18 protein-coding genes are annotated in these 19242 nt (G+C 71.9%); 11 read left to right on the top strand and 7 right to left on the bottom strand.

All coding sequences use genetic code 11. From position 1 onward, the window contains the following. Positions 1 to 7 precede the first annotated feature (7 nt). The 4 genes from BHU15_RS16595 to BHU15_RS16610 all read left to right on the top strand — a co-directional run bounded on the left by BHU15_RS16595 (position 8) and on the right by BHU15_RS16610 (position 4276). Positions 8 to 478 (top strand): DUF4937 domain-containing protein, encoded by a 471-nt coding sequence (locus BHU15_RS16595; RefSeq protein WP_069627914.1) that lies wholly within the window; start codon positions 8 to 10, stop codon positions 476 to 478. A 151-nt stretch (positions 479 to 629) separates the two neighbouring features. Beyond that, positions 630 to 1289, top strand: coding sequence for a histidine phosphatase family protein (locus BHU15_RS16600; protein ID WP_069627899.1), 660 nt, complete (start codon positions 630 to 632; stop codon positions 1287 to 1289). 12 nt (positions 1290 to 1301) lie between these two features. Beyond that, positions 1302 to 2219, top strand: coding sequence for an ADP-ribosylglycohydrolase family protein (locus tag BHU15_RS16605; RefSeq protein WP_069627900.1), 918 nt, complete (start codon positions 1302 to 1304; stop codon positions 2217 to 2219). A 254-nt stretch (positions 2220 to 2473) separates the two neighbouring features. Continuing rightward, positions 2474 to 4276, top strand: coding sequence for a DUF4153 domain-containing protein (locus BHU15_RS16610; protein WP_079128182.1), 1803 nt, complete (start codon positions 2474 to 2476; stop codon positions 4274 to 4276). A 103-nt stretch (positions 4277 to 4379) separates the two neighbouring features. On the opposite strand, the gene BHU15_RS16615 is transcribed toward BHU15_RS16610, so the two are convergent. After that, complete coding sequence (locus BHU15_RS16615) at positions 4380 to 5936, bottom strand: MFS transporter (RefSeq protein ID WP_069627901.1); 1557 nt, start codon at positions 5934 to 5936, stop codon at positions 4380 to 4382. A gap of 128 nt (positions 5937 to 6064) precedes the next feature. On the opposite strand from BHU15_RS16615, the gene BHU15_RS16620 reads away from it, so the two are divergent. The 3 genes from BHU15_RS16620 (at position 6065) to BHU15_RS16630 (ending at position 8418) form a co-directional block, all read left to right on the top strand. Further along, positions 6065 to 6691 (top strand): TetR/AcrR family transcriptional regulator, encoded by a 627-nt coding sequence (locus tag BHU15_RS16620; protein ID WP_069627902.1) that lies wholly within the window; start codon positions 6065 to 6067, stop codon positions 6689 to 6691. A 196-nt stretch (positions 6692 to 6887) separates the two neighbouring features. Continuing rightward, on the top strand, positions 6888 to 7598 hold the full coding sequence (rnhB, locus tag BHU15_RS16625; RefSeq protein WP_069627903.1) for a ribonuclease HII: 711 nt from the start codon (positions 6888 to 6890) through the stop codon (positions 7596 to 7598). A 178-nt stretch (positions 7599 to 7776) separates the two neighbouring features. Further along, positions 7777 to 8418, top strand: coding sequence for a hypothetical protein (locus BHU15_RS16630; protein ID WP_069627904.1), 642 nt, complete (start codon positions 7777 to 7779; stop codon positions 8416 to 8418). Between the two features lie 120 nt (positions 8419 to 8538). Here the strand turns inward: BHU15_RS16630 and BHU15_RS16635 are convergent, their stop codons facing one another. Both BHU15_RS16635 and BHU15_RS16640 read right to left on the bottom strand, forming a co-directional pair. Further along, the gene (locus tag BHU15_RS16635; protein ID WP_069627905.1) at positions 8539 to 9165 is read right to left on the bottom strand and encodes a hypothetical protein; all 627 of its coding nucleotides are present in this window, start codon (positions 9163 to 9165) and stop codon (positions 8539 to 8541) included. Between the two features lie 229 nt (positions 9166 to 9394). Beyond that, positions 9395 to 11566: a RecQ family ATP-dependent DNA helicase gene (locus BHU15_RS16640; RefSeq protein ID WP_069622046.1), complete on the bottom strand. Its 2172-nt coding sequence runs from the start codon at positions 11564 to 11566 to the stop codon at positions 9395 to 9397. A 194-nt stretch (positions 11567 to 11760) separates the two neighbouring features. Between BHU15_RS16640 and BHU15_RS16645 the strand changes: the two genes are divergently transcribed. Together BHU15_RS16645 and BHU15_RS16650 are read left to right on the top strand one after the other, a co-directional pair. Then, positions 11761 to 12822, top strand: coding sequence for an NAD(+)/NADH kinase (locus BHU15_RS16645; RefSeq protein ID WP_069627906.1), 1062 nt, complete (start codon positions 11761 to 11763; stop codon positions 12820 to 12822). Between the two features lie 83 nt (positions 12823 to 12905). Continuing rightward, positions 12906 to 13190 (top strand): Atu4866 domain-containing protein, encoded by a 285-nt coding sequence (locus tag BHU15_RS16650; RefSeq protein ID WP_069627907.1) that lies wholly within the window; start codon positions 12906 to 12908, stop codon positions 13188 to 13190. A 15-nt stretch (positions 13191 to 13205) separates the two neighbouring features. On the opposite strand, the gene BHU15_RS16655 is transcribed toward BHU15_RS16650, so the two are convergent. From BHU15_RS16655 to BHU15_RS16670, 4 genes are all read right to left on the bottom strand, one after another. Continuing rightward, the gene (locus BHU15_RS16655) at positions 13206 to 13808 is read right to left on the bottom strand and encodes a cysteine hydrolase family protein (protein WP_069627908.1); all 603 of its coding nucleotides are present in this window, start codon (positions 13806 to 13808) and stop codon (positions 13206 to 13208) included. Beyond that, the gene (locus BHU15_RS16660; protein ID WP_069627909.1) at positions 13805 to 15292 is read right to left on the bottom strand and encodes an MFS transporter; all 1488 of its coding nucleotides are present in this window, start codon (positions 15290 to 15292) and stop codon (positions 13805 to 13807) included. The genes BHU15_RS16655 and BHU15_RS16660 overlap by 4 nt, the downstream gene beginning before the upstream one ends. Beyond that, the gene (locus BHU15_RS16665; protein ID WP_069627910.1) at positions 15289 to 15759 is read right to left on the bottom strand and encodes a MarR family winged helix-turn-helix transcriptional regulator; all 471 of its coding nucleotides are present in this window, start codon (positions 15757 to 15759) and stop codon (positions 15289 to 15291) included. Before BHU15_RS16665 ends, BHU15_RS16660 begins: the two co-directional genes overlap by 4 nt. 65 nt (positions 15760 to 15824) lie before the next feature. Continuing rightward, the gene (locus BHU15_RS16670; protein WP_218028064.1) at positions 15825 to 16742 is read right to left on the bottom strand and encodes an alpha/beta hydrolase; all 918 of its coding nucleotides are present in this window, start codon (positions 16740 to 16742) and stop codon (positions 15825 to 15827) included. A 172-nt stretch (positions 16743 to 16914) separates the two neighbouring features. On the opposite strand from BHU15_RS16670, the gene BHU15_RS16675 reads away from it, so the two are divergent. Together BHU15_RS16675 and BHU15_RS16680 are read left to right on the top strand one after the other, a co-directional pair. Next, complete coding sequence (locus tag BHU15_RS16675) at positions 16915 to 17808, top strand: helix-turn-helix transcriptional regulator (protein WP_069627912.1); 894 nt, start codon at positions 16915 to 16917, stop codon at positions 17806 to 17808. A gap of 96 nt (positions 17809 to 17904) precedes the next feature. Further along, positions 17905 to 19242: DUF4192 domain-containing protein (locus tag BHU15_RS16680; RefSeq protein ID WP_069627913.1), on the top strand; the 1338-nt coding region annotated here is incomplete at its 3' end.

Genomic DNA, 19242 nt, shown 5'->3' on the forward strand with positions numbered 1-19242 from the left:
GCCGGGGGTGGCGCACGTCTTCGCGTTCTGGGAGAGCCGGGCCTTCTACGACTCCTTCATGGCACGCTCCCACGACCGGCTCGCCGCCGCGCAGTCGGGCACCTTCAGGGACGCCCAGGCCAAGCTCTTCGACTACCGCTTCGATGTGAAGACGGGATTCGAGCCGAAGTTCACCGACGCGGACGTGGTCCGGATCGCGCACTGCAAGGTGCGTCAGGAGCGCGTCGAGCACTTCGCGCTGATGCAGGAGAAGGTGTGGAATCCGGCGATGGCCGGCTCGCCGGGGATGGTGCGCGGGGTGTTCGGGGACGCGCCGGGCAACGAGTTCCTGGTGCTCTCGATGTGGCAGTCGGCCGCCGAGCACGGCAAGTACCGGATCGAGCGGGTGGAACGGCTCTCGCTGCGGGCCCAGACCGCCGCGGACGTGGCGGCGCTGGCGGGCGACGTCGTCGATCTCGAACCCGGCTGGACGGTGTGACCGCGCCGCCGACACCGGTGGAGAGGGCACGGCCTGCGGCACGCTGAGCGCGCGACGTACAGGCGGGCGTAGGGGCGGCTTACGGAGCGGCGTACGGCGCGACGCCGGGGGCCGCCGCCCTCTCCGCGGCCGCGCGATCTAGGGTCGACCCATGGTGAGACCGCGACGCATCGTCCTAGTCCGGCACGGCGAGTCGGAGGGCAATGCCGACGACACGGTGTACGAACGCGAGCCCGACCATGCCCTGGGGCTCACCGAGACCGGCTGGCGCCAGGCAGAGGAGACGGGCGCGCGGCTGCGCGAGGTGTTCGGCCGCGAGCGCGTGAGCGTGTACGTGTCCCCGTACCGCCGCACCCACGAGACCTTCCGCGCCTTCGCCCTCGACCCGGAGCTGGTACGGGCACGCGAGGAGCCCCGGCTGCGCGAACAGGACTGGGGCAACTGGCAGGACCACGAGGACGTACGTCTGCAGAAGACGTACCGCGACGCCTACGGGCACTTCTTCTACCGCTTCGCCCAGGGCGAGTCCGGCGCGGACGTGTACGACCGGGTCGGCGCCTTCCTGGAGAGTCTCCACCGGAGCTTCGAGGCGCCCGACCATCCCGCGAACGTGCTGCTGATCACCCACGGTCTGACCATGCGGCTGTTCTGCATGCGCTGGTTCCACTGGTCCGTCGCCGAGTTCGAGTCGCTGTCCAACCCCGGCAACGGGGAGTCCCGGACCCTGCTGCTCGGCGAGGACGGGCGCTACACGCTGGACCGGCCGTTCGAGCGCTGGCGGACCCCGGAGCCGTACGGCATCACCGGTTAGAGTGAGGGGGCGATGACCGCTGACACCACACTCCCTCCGCTCGACCCGCGCTTCCGGCGCGCCCTGGCCAGCCTGCGCGGCCTCTCCGTAGGAGACGCGCTCGGCTCACAGTTCTTCGTCCCCGTGAACTATCCGCTGCTGAAGCGGCGCGAGCCGCCGCCCGGCCCGTGGCAGTGGACCGACGACGCCGAGATGGCCACCTCGGTCCTGGCCGTCCTCGCCGTCCACGGACGTATCGACCAGGACGCGCTCGCCCACTCCTTCGCCACGCACCACGACTTCGACCGCGGCTACGGCCCCGCCGTGAACCGCATGCTCCGGCTGGTCCGGGAGGGCGGCGACTGGCGTGCGCTGGCCGCCGGGCTCTTCAACGGCCAGGGCTCCTGGGGCAACGGCGCCGCCATGCGTATCGCGCCGCTCGGTGCCTGGTACGCCGACGATCCCGAGCAGGCCACGCACCAGGCCGAGATCTCCGCGTACACGACGCATCAGCACCGCGAGGCGGTGGCCGGTGCGATGGCGGTGGCCGCCGCGACCGCCATCGCGGCCGGCGAGGCCGGACCGCCCTCCCCGGCGGACCTGCTCGACGGTGTCATCGCGCTCGTGCCCCGCAGCGCCGTGGGCGTCGGGCTGCGCCGGGCACGGGACATGCTCGACTACGACGACGCCGGCACGGTCGCCGCCGTACTCGGCAGCGGACGGCGTACGACGGCGCACGACACCGTCCCGTTCGCACTCTGGTCGGCGGCCCGTTCGCTGGGCGACTTCGAGCAGGCATTCTGGAACACGGCGCAGGTCGGCGGCGACGTCGACACGAACTGCGCCATCGTCGGCGGAGTGGTCGCCTCGGTGAGCACCGGAGCACCACCGGCGCGCTGGGTGGAGCAGACGGAGGCACTGCCCGACTGGCTGCCGGCCGGCCCACGGTAGCGCGGTGGCCCGACCGGGGCGGCGCGGCGACGAGTGCGGCGCGGCGGCAGCGGCGTCGCCTTCCTAGGAGGCGCGCCCGCCGCTACTGTCACGGTCCCGCCACAGACTCGCTCCGGCCCGAGCACCCCCGCCGCATGGCGCTAGCCTCGCCCCATGCCGCCTCGTTGATCATCCACGGGCGTGCGTCTACGTGAGCCCGGGATCCAGCGCCGACCTGTCGCCGTGCGCATGGCACCGGGCGCTGAGGGGGGCTCGTGCCAGACACGCCGTCACATTCGAACGACAAACCGGAACCGGCGCCGGATGCCGATCCGCGGCCGCGCCCACCACGCGCGACTGCCGGAGGGCAGGACATCGAGGACGCGGTGCCGGGCCCGCGCGCCGTACGGGCGCACACGGGTGCGCCGGCCCGCGCCGCCGGGGCGGGGCAGTCACGGCCCGCGCCTCACAGGCCCGCGCCCGCGCACACCGGGCGCCGACCGCAGGAGCCGCTCCCGCCCAACTGGCAGCAGTGGCAGACGCCGCGGCACGACCCTCCTGTCTGGATCGGCGAGATCGGCTCCGACGAGCCCGCGCGCGTCAGTGTCGCCACCCTGTGGTGCGTCGCCGTCACCGGCCTGCTCAGCGCGCTGCTTCTCGGCGACGGGCTCGGGCTCAACCTGCTGATCGTGACCGTGCCCGCCGCGCTCGCCACGTACTTCGCCGCGCGTGACGCCGGACGGCGGCTGCGCCCGTGGACCCTGGTCTGGGCCGTCGGCGGCGTCGCGCTGCTCGCCGTCCCCGCCCTGCGCGACGCCGGCTGGCCGACGTTCCTCGCCGTGACGTCCGCGCTGGCGCTCGGCTCGCTAGCCCTGCACGGCGGCCGCACCTGGCCCGGCGTCCTGCTCGGCCCGTTCGGACTGTTCGGTTCGCTCGGCACCGGTCTGTTGTGGGGCGTCCAGGGGGTGCGCGAGCGCGCCGAGGGCTCACGGGGCCGGTGGGCACCCGTCCTCCGTACGGCGGCGGTCGCGGTCGTCCTGCTGATCGTCTTCGGTGCGCTCTTCGCGAGCGCCGACGCCGCGTTCGCGGATCTGCTCGGCGGGCTGACGCCCGACGTATCGGTCGCCGACGGACCGTGGCGCACGCTGCTCTTCGTGCTCGGCGTCGTGGGGGCGCTCGCCGCCGCCCACACGGCCGCGGCGCCGCTGCGCTGGGACCGGATCACCGTACGGCCGGGGCCGGCGCGCGGGCGGGTCGAGTGGGCGCTGCCGCTGATCGTGCTCAATCTGCTCTTCGCCGTGTTCATCGGCGTCCAGCTGACCGTGCTGTTCGGCGGCTACGACAAGGTCCTGAGCGAGACCGGCCTGACGTACGCCGAATACGCCACACAGGGCTTCTGGCAGCTGCTCGGAGCCACGCTGCTCACCTTGCTCGTGATCGGTCTCGCGCGGCGCTGGGCACCGCGCGACGGGGCCGGGGACCGCAGGCTCGTGGGTGCCGTGCTCGGTGTTCTGTGCGTTCTCACGCTGGTCGTCGTCGCCTCCGCGCTGCGCCGCATGGACCTGTACGTGGACGCGTACGGGCTGACCCGGCTGCGTGTCTCGGTGGCGGCGATGGAGCTGTGGCTCGGGCTCGTGATCGTCCTGATTATGGCCGCCGGCGCGTTCGGCGGGCGCTGGCTGCCGCGCGCCGTGGCCGTCAGCGGCGCGGCGGGTGTTCTGGTCTTCGGACTGATCTCGCCGGACGCGCTCGTCGCCGAACGGAACATCGAGCGCTACCGGACCTCCGACAAGATCGACGTCAACTACTTCCAGCAGCTCTCCGCCGACGCCGTACCGGCACTCGACACGCTTCCCGAGCCGCTGCGCTCCTGCGCCCTTGAGGGCATCGAGCGGGATCTCGGCGACGCGGACGAACCGTGGTACGCGACCAGTTGGGGCGAGTCGAGGGCGAGGGACATCCTCGCCGAGCGGCCGATCGATCCTCAGTGGGAGGAGTGCTCGTCGATGAATCCGCGGAACGACTCGGGCGGCGAGCGCGACCTGTACGACGACGGGCGCACCGGCGACGGCTACTGACGGCCGCCCCGCCCGTTGGGCCGCCCGGCTCCGGTCGTACTTCTTCACCTCCTACGTACGGGACGTCCTCCCCCGGGGGACGTCCCGTACGGCTCCACCAGCTCTACGCCGCCGGCCCGCCCGCACTCGCCCTGCCGCTGAGCGCCTCCAGGTCGCTCTTGCGTACGCGTACCACCAACGTGGCCGTTAGCAGGGCCAGGACCACCATGCCCACGGCGGCCGTGAAGGCGGTCGAGATGCCCTGCGTCAGCACCTCGTGGCCCCAGCGCCCCGGCAGCTCGTGCGCCGTGGCGAACTGCGCCTTCTCGGCCGGGGACGCCTCCGCCATGAACGACGGCACCTGCTTCTCGGCCTCGTCGCGGCTCGCCGTACCGAAGACCGTGACCAGGATGGACAGTCCCAGCGAACCGCCCACCTGCTGGCTCGCGTTGAGCAGCCCCGACGCGGCGCCCGCCTCGTGCTGCGCGACCCCGGAGACCGCGGTCAGCGTCAGCGTCACGAAGTTGAGCCCCATGCCGAAGCCGAAGACCACCATCGGACCGAGCACACCGCTCAGGTACGAGCTGTCCGGGCTGATCAGTGTCAGCCACAGGAGTCCCACGCCCGTGACGGTCGAGCCGGTGACCATGAACGGCTTCGGGCCGAGCACGGGCAGCAGCCGCTGCGAGAGCCCCGCTCCCAGGCCGATCGTGAGGGTCACCGGCAGGAACGCGAGGCCGGACTCGATCGGGGTGTAGTCGAGCACGTTCTGTACGAACAGGACGATGAAGAAGAACATCCCGAACATGGCCGCGGCCAGGCTCAGCATGATGACGTAGCTGCCCGACCTGTTGCGGTCGGCGAACATCCTGAGCGGAATGATCGGTTCCTTCGCCCGCGACTCGACGAGGGCGAAGGCGGCGAGCAGGACGACGGCCGCCGCGAACGATCCGATGGTGAGGGAGTCGCGCCAGCCCTCTTCCGAGGCCCGGATGAAACCGTAGACGAGCGAGGCCATACCGAGGGTGGACGTGGCGGCGCCGGAGAGGTCGAAACGGCCCGGGTGGCGCTTGGACTCACTGATGTACATCGGTGCGAGGACGGCGATCAGCACGCCGATCGGCACGTTGACGAAGAACACCCAGCGCCAGTCGAGCCACTCGGTGAGCATCCCGCCGGCCAGCAGCCCGATCGCGCCACCGCCGGCCGATACGGCGGCGAAGACTCCGAACGCCCTGTTGCGCGCCGGTCCTTCGGGGAACGTCGTGGTGATGAGGGCGAGCGAGGTGGGCGAGGCGATGGCGCCGCCGACCCCTTGGAGCGCGCGGGCGGCGAGGAGCTGCCAGGGCTCCTGCGCGAAGCCGCCCAGCAGCGAGGCGAAGGTGAAGAGCAGGATGCCGGCCATGAAGACGCGGCGGCGGCCGAGGATGTCGCCCGCGCGGCCACCGAGCAGCAGGAGGCCGCCGAAGGTGAGGGTGTACGCGCTCAGGACCCAGGAGAGGTCCGTGGTGGAGAAACTGAGGGCATCCTGGATGTGTGGAAGTGCGATGTTCACAATCGTCGCGTCGAGTACGACCATGAGCTGACAGGCCGCGATGACGGTCAGCGCGATGCCGGGCCGTCCCTCGCGGCGAGCCGCACCCGGTTCGGGTTCTGCTGCTAGTTGAGAGGTTGTCGCCACGGATCCCCCAAGTGAATTAGTGAACGGATGCGTTCACTGTGTCGTCCACGGTAGTGAGTCCCCGTCAGTGAACGCAACCGTTCACTGGAGCTGCCGTATGAGTCTTTGCCTGATGGAGAACTTTGCTGATGGTTACTTCACGCTCGGCGGCCACCGCTCGGCCGCGGACGGCGGTGTCGAGACGTCGCGGACCGGTCCTGGAACGCGCCATCCTCGACGCCGCGTTGGAGCAATTGAGCACGGTGGGCTGGAACGGCCTGACGATGGAGGGCGTCGCCGCTCAGGCGCAGACCGGCAAGGCCGCGGTCTACCGGCGCTGGCCTTCCAAGGAGGATCTCGTCGCCGACGCGCTGGCCGCGGGGCTTCCCCCTCTCGACGACGCGCCCGATCTCGGTGGAGTCCGTGACGATCTCTACGAGTTGACCCGGCTGGTCCGGGACGCGATGTACTCCCGGCCCGGGTGGGCGCTGCGCGCGGTCCTGCACGAATGCGACAAGTCGTCCTCGGAGCGTTTCCAGGCGCTGATCATGAGCGGCGTGATCGAGCCGTCGTCCAATCTGTTCGGGGAGGTCGTGCGCCGGGGCATCCGGCGGGGCGACGTACGGTCCGACGCCGCCGGCTCGTTCGTCTTCGACGTCATCCCGGCCGTGCTGATGTACCGGTCGAAGGTGCGCGACAGCGAATGGCCCGACGAGGAGATCGCGCAGCTCATCGACCAGGTGATGGTGCCGCTGCTGCGACCGTCGTCGGACTGACGCCGCCCCGCCTCCCCGGACCGGCGCCGGATCGTGGCTACGTGTTCCGTTCCGGCCGTACGGCCTGACGGCCTTACGGCGAGGGCCTGTTGAGGCGTACGGCGCGTCGCGCCCAGGGGCGGTGCCGAGGGGCGCGTACGTCCGGGGGAGCCCGGGGTGTCATGCGGGGGAGCGGCGGCGTAACCTTGGTTGCGCCATGCCGTACGAACCACCCACCCACTCCGTAGAGCGCTCGCTCCGCGCCACCACCGGTGCCAAGATCATCGCTGGTGTCGACGAGGTCGGACGCGGGGCGTGGGCAGGTCCGGTCACGGTCTGCGCGGCCGTCACCGGTCTGCGCAGGGCCCCCGTCGGACTCACCGACTCCAAGCTGATCACTCCCAAACGCCGTGCCGAGATGGCGCTGGAGCTCGAATCGTGGGTGACCTCCTACGCCATAGGGCACGCGTCGCCGGAGGAGATCGACGACCGCGGGATGACGGCAGCGCTCCGGCTCGCCGCCGAACGGGCCCTGGACGCGCTGCCGGTGCGGCCTGACGCCGTGATCCTCGACGGCAAGCACGACTACCTCGGCACGCCCTGGCGGGTCCGGACGGTCATCAAGGGCGACATCTCCTGTGTCTCGGTGGCCGCCGCGTCGGTGCTCGCCAAGGTGCGCAGGGACGCGATGATGGCCGAACTGGGCGCCACGTCCGAGGAATGCGACGGTTTCGCCTTCCACGCCAACGCGGGATACCCCTCGCCGGTACACAAGGCGGCACTGGCCGAACGGGGGCCGACCTCGCACCACCGGCTCTCGTGGTCCTATCTCGACGCGCTGCCCCGGTGGCGCCATCTCAAGAAGGTCCGTATCTCCGCCGAGGCGGAGCTGCTGGAGAGCGAGGGCCAGCTCGGCTTCGACTTCTGACCCGAACGCCCCGAACGATCCGAACGGCCCGCTCCGGACGATCCGTCCGAGCGATCCGCTCGGTTCTGGCGGATACGGCCCGCGCACTGCCCCGGCCGTACTCGGCAAGAGAAACAAATGGGACACATGTGCCCACCCGCCGGTGACTTGCGCGTCGGCGTTTGATAGACATCCACTCATGCCTCTCATCCCCGAGGAGCCTCAGATTCACGAGAGCGCCCAGGGTCCCCGCGCCACTCCGGCCACCGGCCGCGCCGCGTCGACCCCCCGTCCCGTACCAGGCCCGCGTCCCCGTCCCGTTCCCGGGCCGAGGTCCGCGGCCACACCGCGTCCCGGACACCCGGGCCGCGGTCCCGCGAGGCCCGCGCCGCCGGAGCGCTCGCAGGTCCCCGCCGAACGGCCCGCCGCCGTACCGGAGGAGACCCGTTCCGTTCCTCAGATCCAGCTGATCCCCGCCTCGGCGGAGGGTGCGCTGGACGCCGCCGACGAGGCGGTGGACCTGCTGCTGGACTCCGGCCGCGCGCCGGGCGACATCCTCGTGCTCACCACGGGCGACCAGCACCCGTGGGCCACGCACGAACTGTCCTTCGGCGAGAACTCCTACTGGGAGCAGCACGACACGGGCGAGGACGTGTTCTTCGCCGACGCCTCGGCCGTGGGCCGCGCGACGGCGCGCCCCGTGGTCGTCGTGGCGGTCAACGGTGGTGGCGACGACGCCCTCGCGCGGGTACTGCCTCCGGCGCGGGAGCGTGCCGCCGCGCTGCTCGTCGTGTGCGGTGACCCGCAGCGGGTCAACTCCGTGCTCGGCGCGGGCGTCTGACCCGGATCCCACCGAGGAGTGGGCCAGGGCTCCGGCCCTGGATCCCGCTGTGGTCACGGCCGTTCATGACCCGGCTGCCCCGCGTGGGCGGCCGGGCCGGCGCCCGTGTCCGGCGACGGGTCAGCGGGCCGCCACGCGCCGCAGCGCCTCCACCGCGCCGCCCCCCGAACGCAGGGGTGAAGGAGCGGAGTCGGACACCGTCTCGGCGAGGCTCTCGGGCGGAGAGTCGGAGTTGGGCCGACGGCCGCCCCGGCCCTCGCCCAGCACCTGCCAGCCGCCACGCGTCAGCGTGATGTACGCGCCGCAGCGCAGGCCGTGCAACGTGCAGGCGTCCCGCAGCCCCCACATCCAGGCCCCGTCCTCCTCCGTCCAGCGCTCGTCGCCGTCGCGGCAGTAGAGGAGGACCGCGGTGCGCACCGGCGTACGGCGGCGCAGATCGTGCGGGATGACCCGGCGCAGGTGCGCGAGCAGGGCGTTTCGGAACTCCCACCCGTCGACCGGCGCCGCCCGTGGCGCGAACGAGGCACTGGCCGCGAGACGTTCCTCATGGTCGAGGACGGCGACGACGGCGGTCGCCGGGGTCGGCCGGTGCCGGGAGTGCAGACCGCTGACGACCTCGCGGGGGCTACGGAGCAGGGGTATGCCGGCCGCCGCCCATTCGGCGGGTTCCAGCATTCTGGCGAGGCGGGTGACGGAATCGGCTGTCGTGATCGATGAGGCTGCGGACGGAGCGAATCCGAAGGTCACGTTCCTCCCTTCGCATACGCGCCCACAGTGCGGGCAGGGTCGGGTGAGGCGCGCCGGGGCACAGTCCGTCCGGACCGCGAACGGTGGGACCGTGCGGGGGGCATCTCCAATTCTTGCCGGGCTTGGGGCAGGCGGCAACGAGCAATTGGCACCGCTGACCGGAATGAGCGGTAATGGCGCTCATATCCCTGCCGTGATCCTGCCCATCCGGGGCCCCTCTGATACGTGGTCACGTCTGGACGGCGAGGACCAGGGGGAACACCCCTTCGGCTCCGGCCCTGCGCAGCAGCCGGGTGGCCACCGCCAACGTCCAGCCGGTGTCGGAGAGATCGTCCACGAGCAGGACGGGACCCGCCGCCGAGGTCAGGGCCTCGGCCAACTCCGGTGACACGGTGAACGCTTCGTGCAGCGCCCGGACCCGCTGGGCGCTGTTCGTACGGGAGATATGGCCCCCTTCGGCGCCCGGCGCGTACTCGACCGTCCCCAGCAGCGGCATCCGGCCCACCTCGGAGATCCGGCTGCCCAGCGACCCCACCAGCTGCGGCTTGCTCCGCGAGGCGACGGTCACCACACCCACCGGTCGCGGTGGCGCGTCCTCCAGCCCGGACGCCCAACCGCCGGGCCCCTTCGCCCAGTCGGCCAGGACGCTCACCACGGCGTTCACCACATCGTCGGGCACGGGACCGTCGGGCGACTGCGGCGCCAGCATGGGGCGCAGCCTGTTGCCCCACCCGATGTCCGAGAGCCGGCCGAGCGCCCGCCCCGGGAAACTGCGCTCACCCGCGGGAACCCGACCCCGCAGATCGACGCCCACGGCGGTCAGCCCGGTCGGCCACATCTTGCGCGGCTCCACGTCCACGCCGGGCCTGCCCAACTCGCCCCGGGCGGCGTCCAGCGCACCGCCGGAGACCTTGTCCGTGAACCGGGCCCCCGCGCAGTTGTCACACCGTCCGCAGGGCGCGGCCTCCTCGTCGTCCAACTGGAGCCGCAGGAACTCCATCCGGCAGGCCGTCGTCGTCGCGTAGTCCCGCATGGCCTGCTGCTCGGTACGCCGCTGGCGCGCCACCCACGCGTACCGCTCCGCGTCGTACACCCAGGGCTGACCGGTGCTCGTCCAGCCGCCCTTGACCCGGTGCACCGCGCCGTCCACGTCGAGCACCTTGAGCATCGTCTCCAGCCGGGTGCGCCGCAGCTCGACCAGCGGTTCGAGAGCGGGCAGCGACAGGGGCCGGTCCGCGTGCGCCAGGACGTCGAGCGTGCGCCGGACCAGCTCCTCGGGCGGGAAGGCGACCGACGCGAAGTACTGCCAGATGGCCTCGTCCTCCTTGCCGGGGAGCAGCAGCACCTCGGCGTGCTCGACCCCGCGCCCCGCACGGCCGACCTGCTGGTAGTACGCGATGGGGGAGGAGGGGGAGCCGAGGTGGACGACGAATCCGAGGTCGGGCTTGTCGAACCCCATGCCCAGCGCGGAGGTGGCGACCAGCGCCTTGACGCGATTGGCGAGCAGATCCTCCTCGGCCTGCTGCCGGTCCGCGTTCTCCGTACGCCCTGTGTACGAGGTGACGGTGTGGCCGCACTGGCGCAGATAGGCGGTGACCTCCTCGGCCGCCGCGACCGTCAGGGTGTAGATGATCCCGGAGCCCGGAAGATCGACCAGATGATCGGCGAGCCAGGCCAGCCGGTGCGCGGCGTCCGGCAGCGCGAGCACGTTGAGACTCAGGCTCTCCCTGTCCAGCGCTCCGCGCAGCACGAGCGCGTCCGTGCCCGCTCCCGTGCCCAACTGCTCGGCCACGTCGGCCGTCACGCGCGCGTTCGCCGTCGCGGTCGTGGCCAGCACGGGGACGCCGGACGGCAGCTCGGCGAGCATCGTGCGCAGCCGGCGGTAGTCGGGGCGGAAGTCGTGACCCCAGTCGGAGATGCAGTGCGCCTCGTCCACCACCAGCAGACCGGTGGCCGCCGACAGGGCGGGCAGGACCTGGTCGCGGAAGTCGGGATTGTTGAGCCGCTCGGGGCTGACGAGCAGCACGTCGACCTCGCCGGCCGCCACCTCGGCCTGAATCGTGTCCCACTCCTCGGAGTTGGACGAGTTGATCGTGCGCGCGCTGATCCCGGCGCGGGCGGCGGCCTCCACCTGGTTGCGCATCAGCGCCAGCAGCGGGGAGACGATCACGGTCGGGCCGCCACCCTGGGCGCGCAGCAGGGACGTCGCGACGAAGTACACCGCGGACTTGCCCCAGCCCGTCCGCTGCACGACCAGCGCTCTGCGTTTGTCGGCGACGAGCGCCTCGATGGCCCGCCACTGATCCTCGCGCAGGCGGGCAGCGCCGGTGGCGTCACCGACAAGACGGGCGAGGACGGAGTCGGCCGAGGCCCGGAGAGCTGCGCGTTCTGCGTTGGTCATGCCCCCATGCAACCTGATGGCTCGGACAAAGCGCGAATGCCGGACCCGGCCTGTGGAAAACCCTGTCCACAAGGCGCGCGGATCGGACCGAAACCGACGCGCTGTTCCCGGATCCCGCCGCCGTCGACGGCTAACTTGTGCGCGAGTCCTTCTCGCGATGTGGATCCGCGGTTCGCGCGGTTCCGGAGGTTGCCATGCCCGTACGACGCATCGGACTGATCGTCCACCAGGGGCGCTCCGCCGCCGTGGACGTCGCCCGCGCGGTGCACGCCTGGTGCGACGCGAACCGCATCCGCTGCACCGAGATCGACGTCTGGGCGAAGGAGCACCGCCGCGGCAGCCGTGAGGAGGCCGCGGCGGCCGGCGATCCGGACCTCGTGGTGACGCTCGGCGGGGACGGCACCTTTCTGCGCGGGGCGCGCATCGCCGTCAACTGCGGTGCGACCGTGCTGGGCGTGGACCTGGGCAAGGTCGGCTTCCTCACCGAGGTGCCGGCCGACGACGTGACGCAGGCGCTGGAGGCCGTACACCAGGGGCATGCCGTCGTCGAGGAACGCATGACGCTGACGATGCGCGCCTCCCGTGCCCTGGAGATCCCCAAGGAGATGGAGGGCCTGCTCCGCTACGGCCGGGGCCCCGCCCTGCCCCCACCACGGATCAGACCCGCGACCACCGAAGGAGAGGGCTGGGGCCTGGCTCTGGACGTCGTCGCGCTGAACGACATCGTCCTGGAGAAGCTGGCCCGCGACCATCAGGTCGCCGTCGGCGTCTATCTGGCGGGCAGCCTGCTCGCCTCGTACGCCGCGGACGCCCTCGCCGTGGCCACGCCCACCGGATCCACGGCCTACAGCTTCGCGGCCGGCGGGCCCGTCCTGTCCCCGCACATGGACGCGGTCGTCTTCACCCCGATCGCCCCGCACATGACCTTCAACCGCACCGTCGTGGCGGCGCCGGACGAACCCGTCGCCCTGAAGGTCCTTCCGCACTCGGGCCAGGCCGCCGTCAGTATCGACGGCCAGCTGAGCGGCGTCCTCGACCCGGGCGACTGGATCGGCGTCTTCCGTGCCCGGAACCGGGTACGCCTCATCCGCCTCCACCCGACCGACTTCTACGGCCGCCTGCGGAACCGCTTCCGCCTCGCCGACGCTCCCGCGACCTCGCCCGACGGGGAAGCCGCGCCGTTCTTCCGCCCCGACACCCCGATCCCGCCCGACCTCGCCCACATGCGGCTGCCGCCTCCTTCGGCGGCGCGCTGACGTCTGGCGTACGAGGGTGGGTGCGCGACGCCCAGGAACGCCGTGACCTGGTACGTCCCACGGCAACGGGAGACCGTGGGGCCATGAACAGCGACGACACACTCCACCCGCACCCCTACGTCGGCATGTGGGTGACCGCGGACGGTCTCATCCGCCAGGAACTGCGCGCCGACGGCCGATACGACGAGGCGCGCGGTGATCGCGAGAGCGCCTACACGGGGGCGTACACCGTCACCGGCGATCACATCGACTACGTCGACGACACCGGCTTCACGGCCACCGGCGACATCCGCGATGGCGTACTCCACCACGAACACCTGGTCCTGTACCGGGAGACGGCCACGTCCCCCGGGGCGGATCGAGCCTGAGCACGCACACCAGGCTCACCGCACCGACGACGGGAGCAGCTCGCGCAGCCCGGCGGTGTCGATGACATGGGCCCGGGACGGGAACACCCTGTCGATCAGCTCCCGATGGACCTGGGGATCGCGGTCGGCGGTTCCGTCGGACAGAACGTAGAGGCGGTAGTCGCGGTCGGCGGCGTCCACAAGCGTGGACAGGACGACTCCACTCGTACTGATCCCCGCGAGGATCAGCGTGTCCACGCCGCGCGAACGCAGCTGCTCGTGGAGGTCGGTGGTGGAGCCCGCGCCGACGCGGACCTTGCGTACGACGATGTCACCGTCCTCGGGGGCGATCCGCCGGTCGATCTGGGTGGCGCCGGCCTCGTGGTGCAGCGTCCGCGCGGCGGCGACCGCCGAGAACGTCTTGTTGGTCTCGGGGACAGCCGCCCAGTCGTCCTCGGTGAAGGCGACGCGGACATGTCCGATGGTCCCGCCGGCGGCGCGGACGTCGGCGATGGCGCCCTTGACCCGGTCGATGAGAGCGTCGGGCTCTGGGGCGAGCGGGAGGATCCCGTTCTGGAAGTCCATCGCCAGCAGCGCGGTGCGCTCGGGGGCGATCGTGGGCAGGGTGGGGGTGCTCATGCGCGGTTCTCCTTAATGAGGTTCACGGGGGCGTCCTGGGAGTCCCGTGTGTCGTGGGTGCCGGCCGGCCGACGCGTCCCCCGGCCCATCAGCCGGCGGTCGAGGACCGTCAGCGACAGGACCGCGAAACCGGCCACGACCAGTACCAGGCCGAGGGTGTGCAGACCGCGGTCGCTCACCCCGTCACGGAAGACGAGGCCGCCGATCACGGCGGAGATGATGGATCCGAGGTATCCGAAGGTCCGGAACAGACCCGAGGCCGTGCCGATCTGATCGGGCGGCGCCGCGACGTAGAGGGCCGTCTGGTTCCCGACCGTGGTCGCGGCGGACGTGACGCCGAAGACCAGCGACACCAGCACGATCGCGATCACGGGACTGCCGGAGGTGAGCAGCATGATGCCGGCCGAGCCGACGAGCATCGTCGCCGCCGAGGCGATCAGCGGTCCGCGTACGAGATTGCGCTTGGCGAGCGGACGCGCGAGCAGCGCTGAGACGGCGCCCATCGGCAGCAGCAGGAGCCCCGCCGCCACGGTGGACATCCCGTGCGCGGCCTGCGTCCACTGGGTCATTCCGTACAGCACCGAATAGACGCCGAGCAGGGTCAGCGCCTGCCGCAGATAGGTGCGGGCCAGGGCGCCGTTGGCGGCGAGCCCGCGGAAGTCGAAGAACGGCGCGGTCTTCCGCAGCTCCCATGCGACGGTGGGCACGGCGGACAGTACGCACACGGCGAGCGCGGCCCACCGGACCCGCGGCAGCCCCATCAGGAAGATGACCAGGGCGCTCATCGACGTGGCGAAGCCGACGATGCCGGGCAGGTCGATCCGGTCGGCGACCTGCGGAAAACCGCTGCGCCCACCCTCGGGCACGGGATCCTTGGGCAGCCAGCGCACCGCCATGGCCAGCGCGGCCAGGGTGACGGGGATGTTGATCAGAAAGGCCCAGCGCCAGCCCGCCGCGCCGACCAGCAGCCCGCCGATGGGCGGGCCGACGGCGGCGGTGGCCATGCCCGCGATCGCGATGCCGCCGAGCACCCCGCCCGGAGGGGTGTCGAGGCCGGTGTCCTCGGCCCGGCGCCGGATCAGCACCATCGCGCAGGGGAAACCGGCCGAGGTGCCGATACCGATCAGGACGCGGGCGACGGTCAGCGTCGCCAGGTTCTGGCCGAGACCACCGACCACGCCGCCGAGCAGCACCAGGACGATGCCGGAGAGGAAGATCCGGCGCGCGCCGAACACTTCCGCCAGTTTGCCGGCGGTGGGCTGCGCGACGGCACTGGCCAGGTAGAGCGAGGAAATCAGTACGGCGGTGCTTCCCACAGAGACGTGCAGTTCGACGGCGATCGGCACGAGGGCGGTCGCGATGATCGAGCTGTTGACCGGGTTGAGAGCGGACCCGACGTACAGCGGGGTGGTGAACCGCCAGGCGAAGGGCCCGTGGGCGAGACCGCGCGCCGGAGCGACGGCGCCTCGGGCGCCGCCTCTCATATGCCGCCGTCGCTCGGCTCGGCCGCGGCCAGCCGCTCCAGCAGCTCGACGGCCTTCTCCAGATCCTTCAGCTCATCCGGGGCGAGCCGCTCGTCGATGGCACGCGTCAGAAAGGAGGCGCGGCCCGCGAGCAGCTTGTGGACCAGTTCGGTCGCGGCCGGGTCGGGGCTGATCAGCTTTCTGCGGCCGTCGCGCGGGTCGGGCTCACCGTGGATCAGCCCGGCCGCCTTGAGTACGGCCAGGCTCTGCGCGATGGACTGCGGGCTGACGTGCTCCAGCGAGGCGAGCCGGGCGGCGGTGACCGGGCCTTCACGGACGACGCCGGCCAGTACGGCGAGTTGCGTGGCGGTCAGGCCGGTCGCGTGCTGTCCCGATTCCGCACGCAGTCGGGCGCGCAGCCGCTTCATCGCGTCGTTGAGGCTCTGCGCAAGCACGTCGGACTGTCGGGGCCCGGGATTCGTGTCCATGACCCCACCGTAAAACTACACAAGTAACTTTGCCAAGTTACTTGTGTAGTTCTCGATGCGGTTGCTCACGCCGCCAGGTGAGTGGTGAAGAATCCGGCCAGCCGCTCGACGGCGGGCAGGACGTACGCGTTCTTGTCGTAGAGGTCGATGTGCGACGCGCCCTCGATCCAGGCCAGTTCCTTCGTGCCGGACGCCCTCTGGAACGCCTCCACGCTCATCCAGGAGGTCACCGCCTCGCGCCCGGCGATCAGCAGCAGCGGGCGCGGGGCGATCAGTCCGACGGGGGCGAACGCGTCGAAGGTGGCGAGGCGATCGACGCTGGTCCAGGTCAGGGCCTTGGCCGAGCGCGGGTGCTCGGCGCGCGGCGTGAGGTAGTACTCCCAGCCCTCGTGGACGTGCGGGCCGCCCCGGCGCGCCTCCTCCTCGGTGGCGGGGAAGAGCGGGAATCGCCGGACGTCCTCGCCACGGGCTTCCGCGCTGCGCGCCGCCGAGGCCGCGTCGAGCATGCCCTCCAGGACGGCCGGGTCCTGCGTGCCGTCGGCGCCCAGCCGGAACTGGCGGGAGATGTCGACGGCGCTGACCGTCCCGACGGCCCGGATACGGTGATCGGTGGCCGTGGCGGTGAGGGCGTATCCGCCGGAGGCGCAGATGCCCATCGCCCCGATCCGGCCGGGGTCGACCGCGTCCAGGGTGGTGAGGAAGGAGACGGCGGCCTTGAGATCCTCGACCCGCTGGCCAGGATCCTCCAGACCGCGCGGCTCGCCCTCGCTCTCTCCTTGGTAGGCGGCGTCGAAGGCGAGGGTGACGAATCCCCGCTCGGCGAGCCGGCGGGCGTACAGTCCGGCGGTCTGTTCCTTCACCCCGCTTCCGGGGTGGCCGACCACGAGCGCCGGACGCGGCCCGGGCGCCTCGCTGTCAGGGGTGTACAGGTGGCCGGCGAGTTTCAGGTCGACGCTGGGGAAGGTGACGTCGGTACGCATGATGTGGCACTCCAGTCGGACATGGCGGGAGGGGTACGGAGCCGGGCTCCGGCGGCCGTCGGGTTCGCCGGCCACCTCGTCACCGTCGCGCCGGCGGGACGACGCCGCCAGGGAGGGCTCTGCCTATGCGGGTCAGTACCAGGCACATCGCCACGGACGCGACGACACTGGAGGCATGGCAGACTGCGACGCTCCGTCCGCGAGCAGAGAACTGGGCGACTTCCTGCGCGCCCGCCGCGCGGAGTGCGACCCGGGGGAGGCGGGTTTCCCGGACGACGGCCGGCTGCGGCGTGTGCCGGGGCTGCGAAGGGAGGAGCTGGCCCAGCTCGCACACGTGAGCGTCGACTACGTCGTCCGTCTTGAGCAGGGGCGTACGCGCCGTGTCTCCCGGCCGGTCCTGGACGCGCTGGCCGACGCGCTCCAGCTCGCCCCGGACGAGCGCGCCTATCTCCTGACGCTGGCCGACATCACCCCGGCGACGGGGCGGCGGCGCTCCGGGCGCTCCGAAGTCGCCCCCCGAATGCGGCAGTTGCTGGAGACCATGCGTGACGTTCCCGCGCTGGTGCTCCACCGCGGCATGGACGTACTGGCTTGGAACCGGGCGGCCGAGGCGCTCCTGACCGACTACGGCGCGCTGCCGCCCGCGGAGCGCAATCTGATCCGGCTGACCTTCCTCGACCCTTCCTTCCGTGCCCTGTACGCGGACTGGCCCCGCGCCGCCCGTGAGTGCGTCGCCACGCTGCGGATGGAAACAGGCCGTTCCCCGCACGATCCCGCGCTGGCCGCCCTGGTCGGTGAACTCAGCGTCCGGGACCCGGACTTCCGGACCTGGTGGGCCGGGCATCAGGTGCGCGGGCCGAGGCAGCTCTCCAAGACCTATCTGCATCCGGTCGTCGGCGAGATCACCCTCGACGTCCAGCAGTTCACCGTCGACACCCACCCCGAACAGTTCCTCGTCGCCTACACCGCGCCGCCCGGCTCGCCCTCCGACGAGGCGCTCGGCTTTCTCCTGCGCTGGGCGGCGGGTGGCGTCGAAGAGGTCGGCGACCCCCGGATCCGGGAGCGGTGAGCGGTAGGCGGGCGGCTCGTCCTGGCCGGAACTGACCTGTGGATAACGTTATCCACAGGGGTCGCGGGATTTCGGGTTCCGCGAGAGCGTCGAGCCATGAACAAGCACACCGAACCGACCCGTCCCGCCGACGAGCAGCAGCAGGTCACCCTGCGCAGCCCCGCCGAACTCGCCGATGCCCTGCCTTTTCTGATGGGTTTCCATCCTTCCGACTCGGTGGTGCTCGTCGCGCTGCACGGCGACGAAGGCCGCTTCGGCGGGCGGCTGAGGCTCGGCATCCCGCGCTCGCCCCGTGAGTGGGAGCCCGTCTCCGCGCAGCTGGCCGCGTGCCTGGTGGAGGGGAGCGAGCGGCGTGGATCCCGCCCGGACGGGATCGTGGCCTTCCTCTGCCAGGATCCGGAGAACGGCGCCACCGGCCGGGGCGTACGCGACCGGCTGCAACCGCTCGCGCAGTTCATCCGCACGGGCTTCGGCCGCCTCGACATCCCCGTGCACGAGGTGCTCTGCATCTCAGACGGGCGTTTCTGGTCCTACTGCTGCCCGGACACACGCTGCTGCCCGCCCGAGGGCACCGTGCTGGCGCTGCCCGGCACCTCCGTGATGGCCGCCGCCTCCGCCTACGCGGGGATCCAAGTACGGGGATCCCTGCGGGAGATGGAGGCCAGGCTGGAGCCCTGGCGTGGTTCCATCGAGACGGCGGCGAGTCAGGAACAGGCGCTGGACGAGGCCGCCGGCGCGCTGGTGCCGTTGATTCTGGGCGGTGGCGACCGCGCGCAGGTCGGTGTGTCGACGCTTCGCACAGCACGGGAGCTGATCGACCGCTTGGCACAGACACCGCCCGTGCCACCACGCCGGGAGGGGGGCGGGCGCGCCGTCGAGGGCGACGGCGAGACGGATGCCGCCGACGACCGGCTCATCGCCGACCACGAGGCGGCGGCGGTCATCGTCGGCCTCCAGGACCGGGAGATCCGCGACCGGGCTGCGCGGTGGATGGAGGGCCCCGACGCCGAACCGGCGCTACGGCTCTGGCGCGCCCTGGCCCGTCGCTGCGTCGGTTCCTACGCCGAACACGCGGTCCCGCCGCTCGCCCTCGCGGGCTGGGTCGCCTGGTCCCGCGGCGACGAGCCGACGGCCCGGGTCGCGCTCGGACTCGCCCTGCGCCTGGACCCCACGTACACCTTCGCCCAACTCCTCCACCAGGCCTTCAACGAGGGGCTCGACCCGGAGACCCTCCGGCGCTGCATGCGCGGCGAGCCTGACGCCGCCGGGAGCGGACCGGACCGCCCGGCGCGGCGGGCCACGACGAAGCGGGCCGGGAAGCTGATGAAACGGTCGGTGCGGAAAGCGACGGTCAAGAAGGCGACATCCAGGACCGCGCCGTCACCGGGACCCCGTCCCGGCCCAGCGGCGACACGCGGACGGGCCGCCGGCCGA

The sequence above is a fragment of the Streptomyces niveus genome (genome assembly GCF_001723055.1).
GTDB classification, from domain to species: domain Bacteria; phylum Actinomycetota; class Actinomycetes; order Streptomycetales; family Streptomycetaceae; genus Streptomyces; species Streptomyces niveus.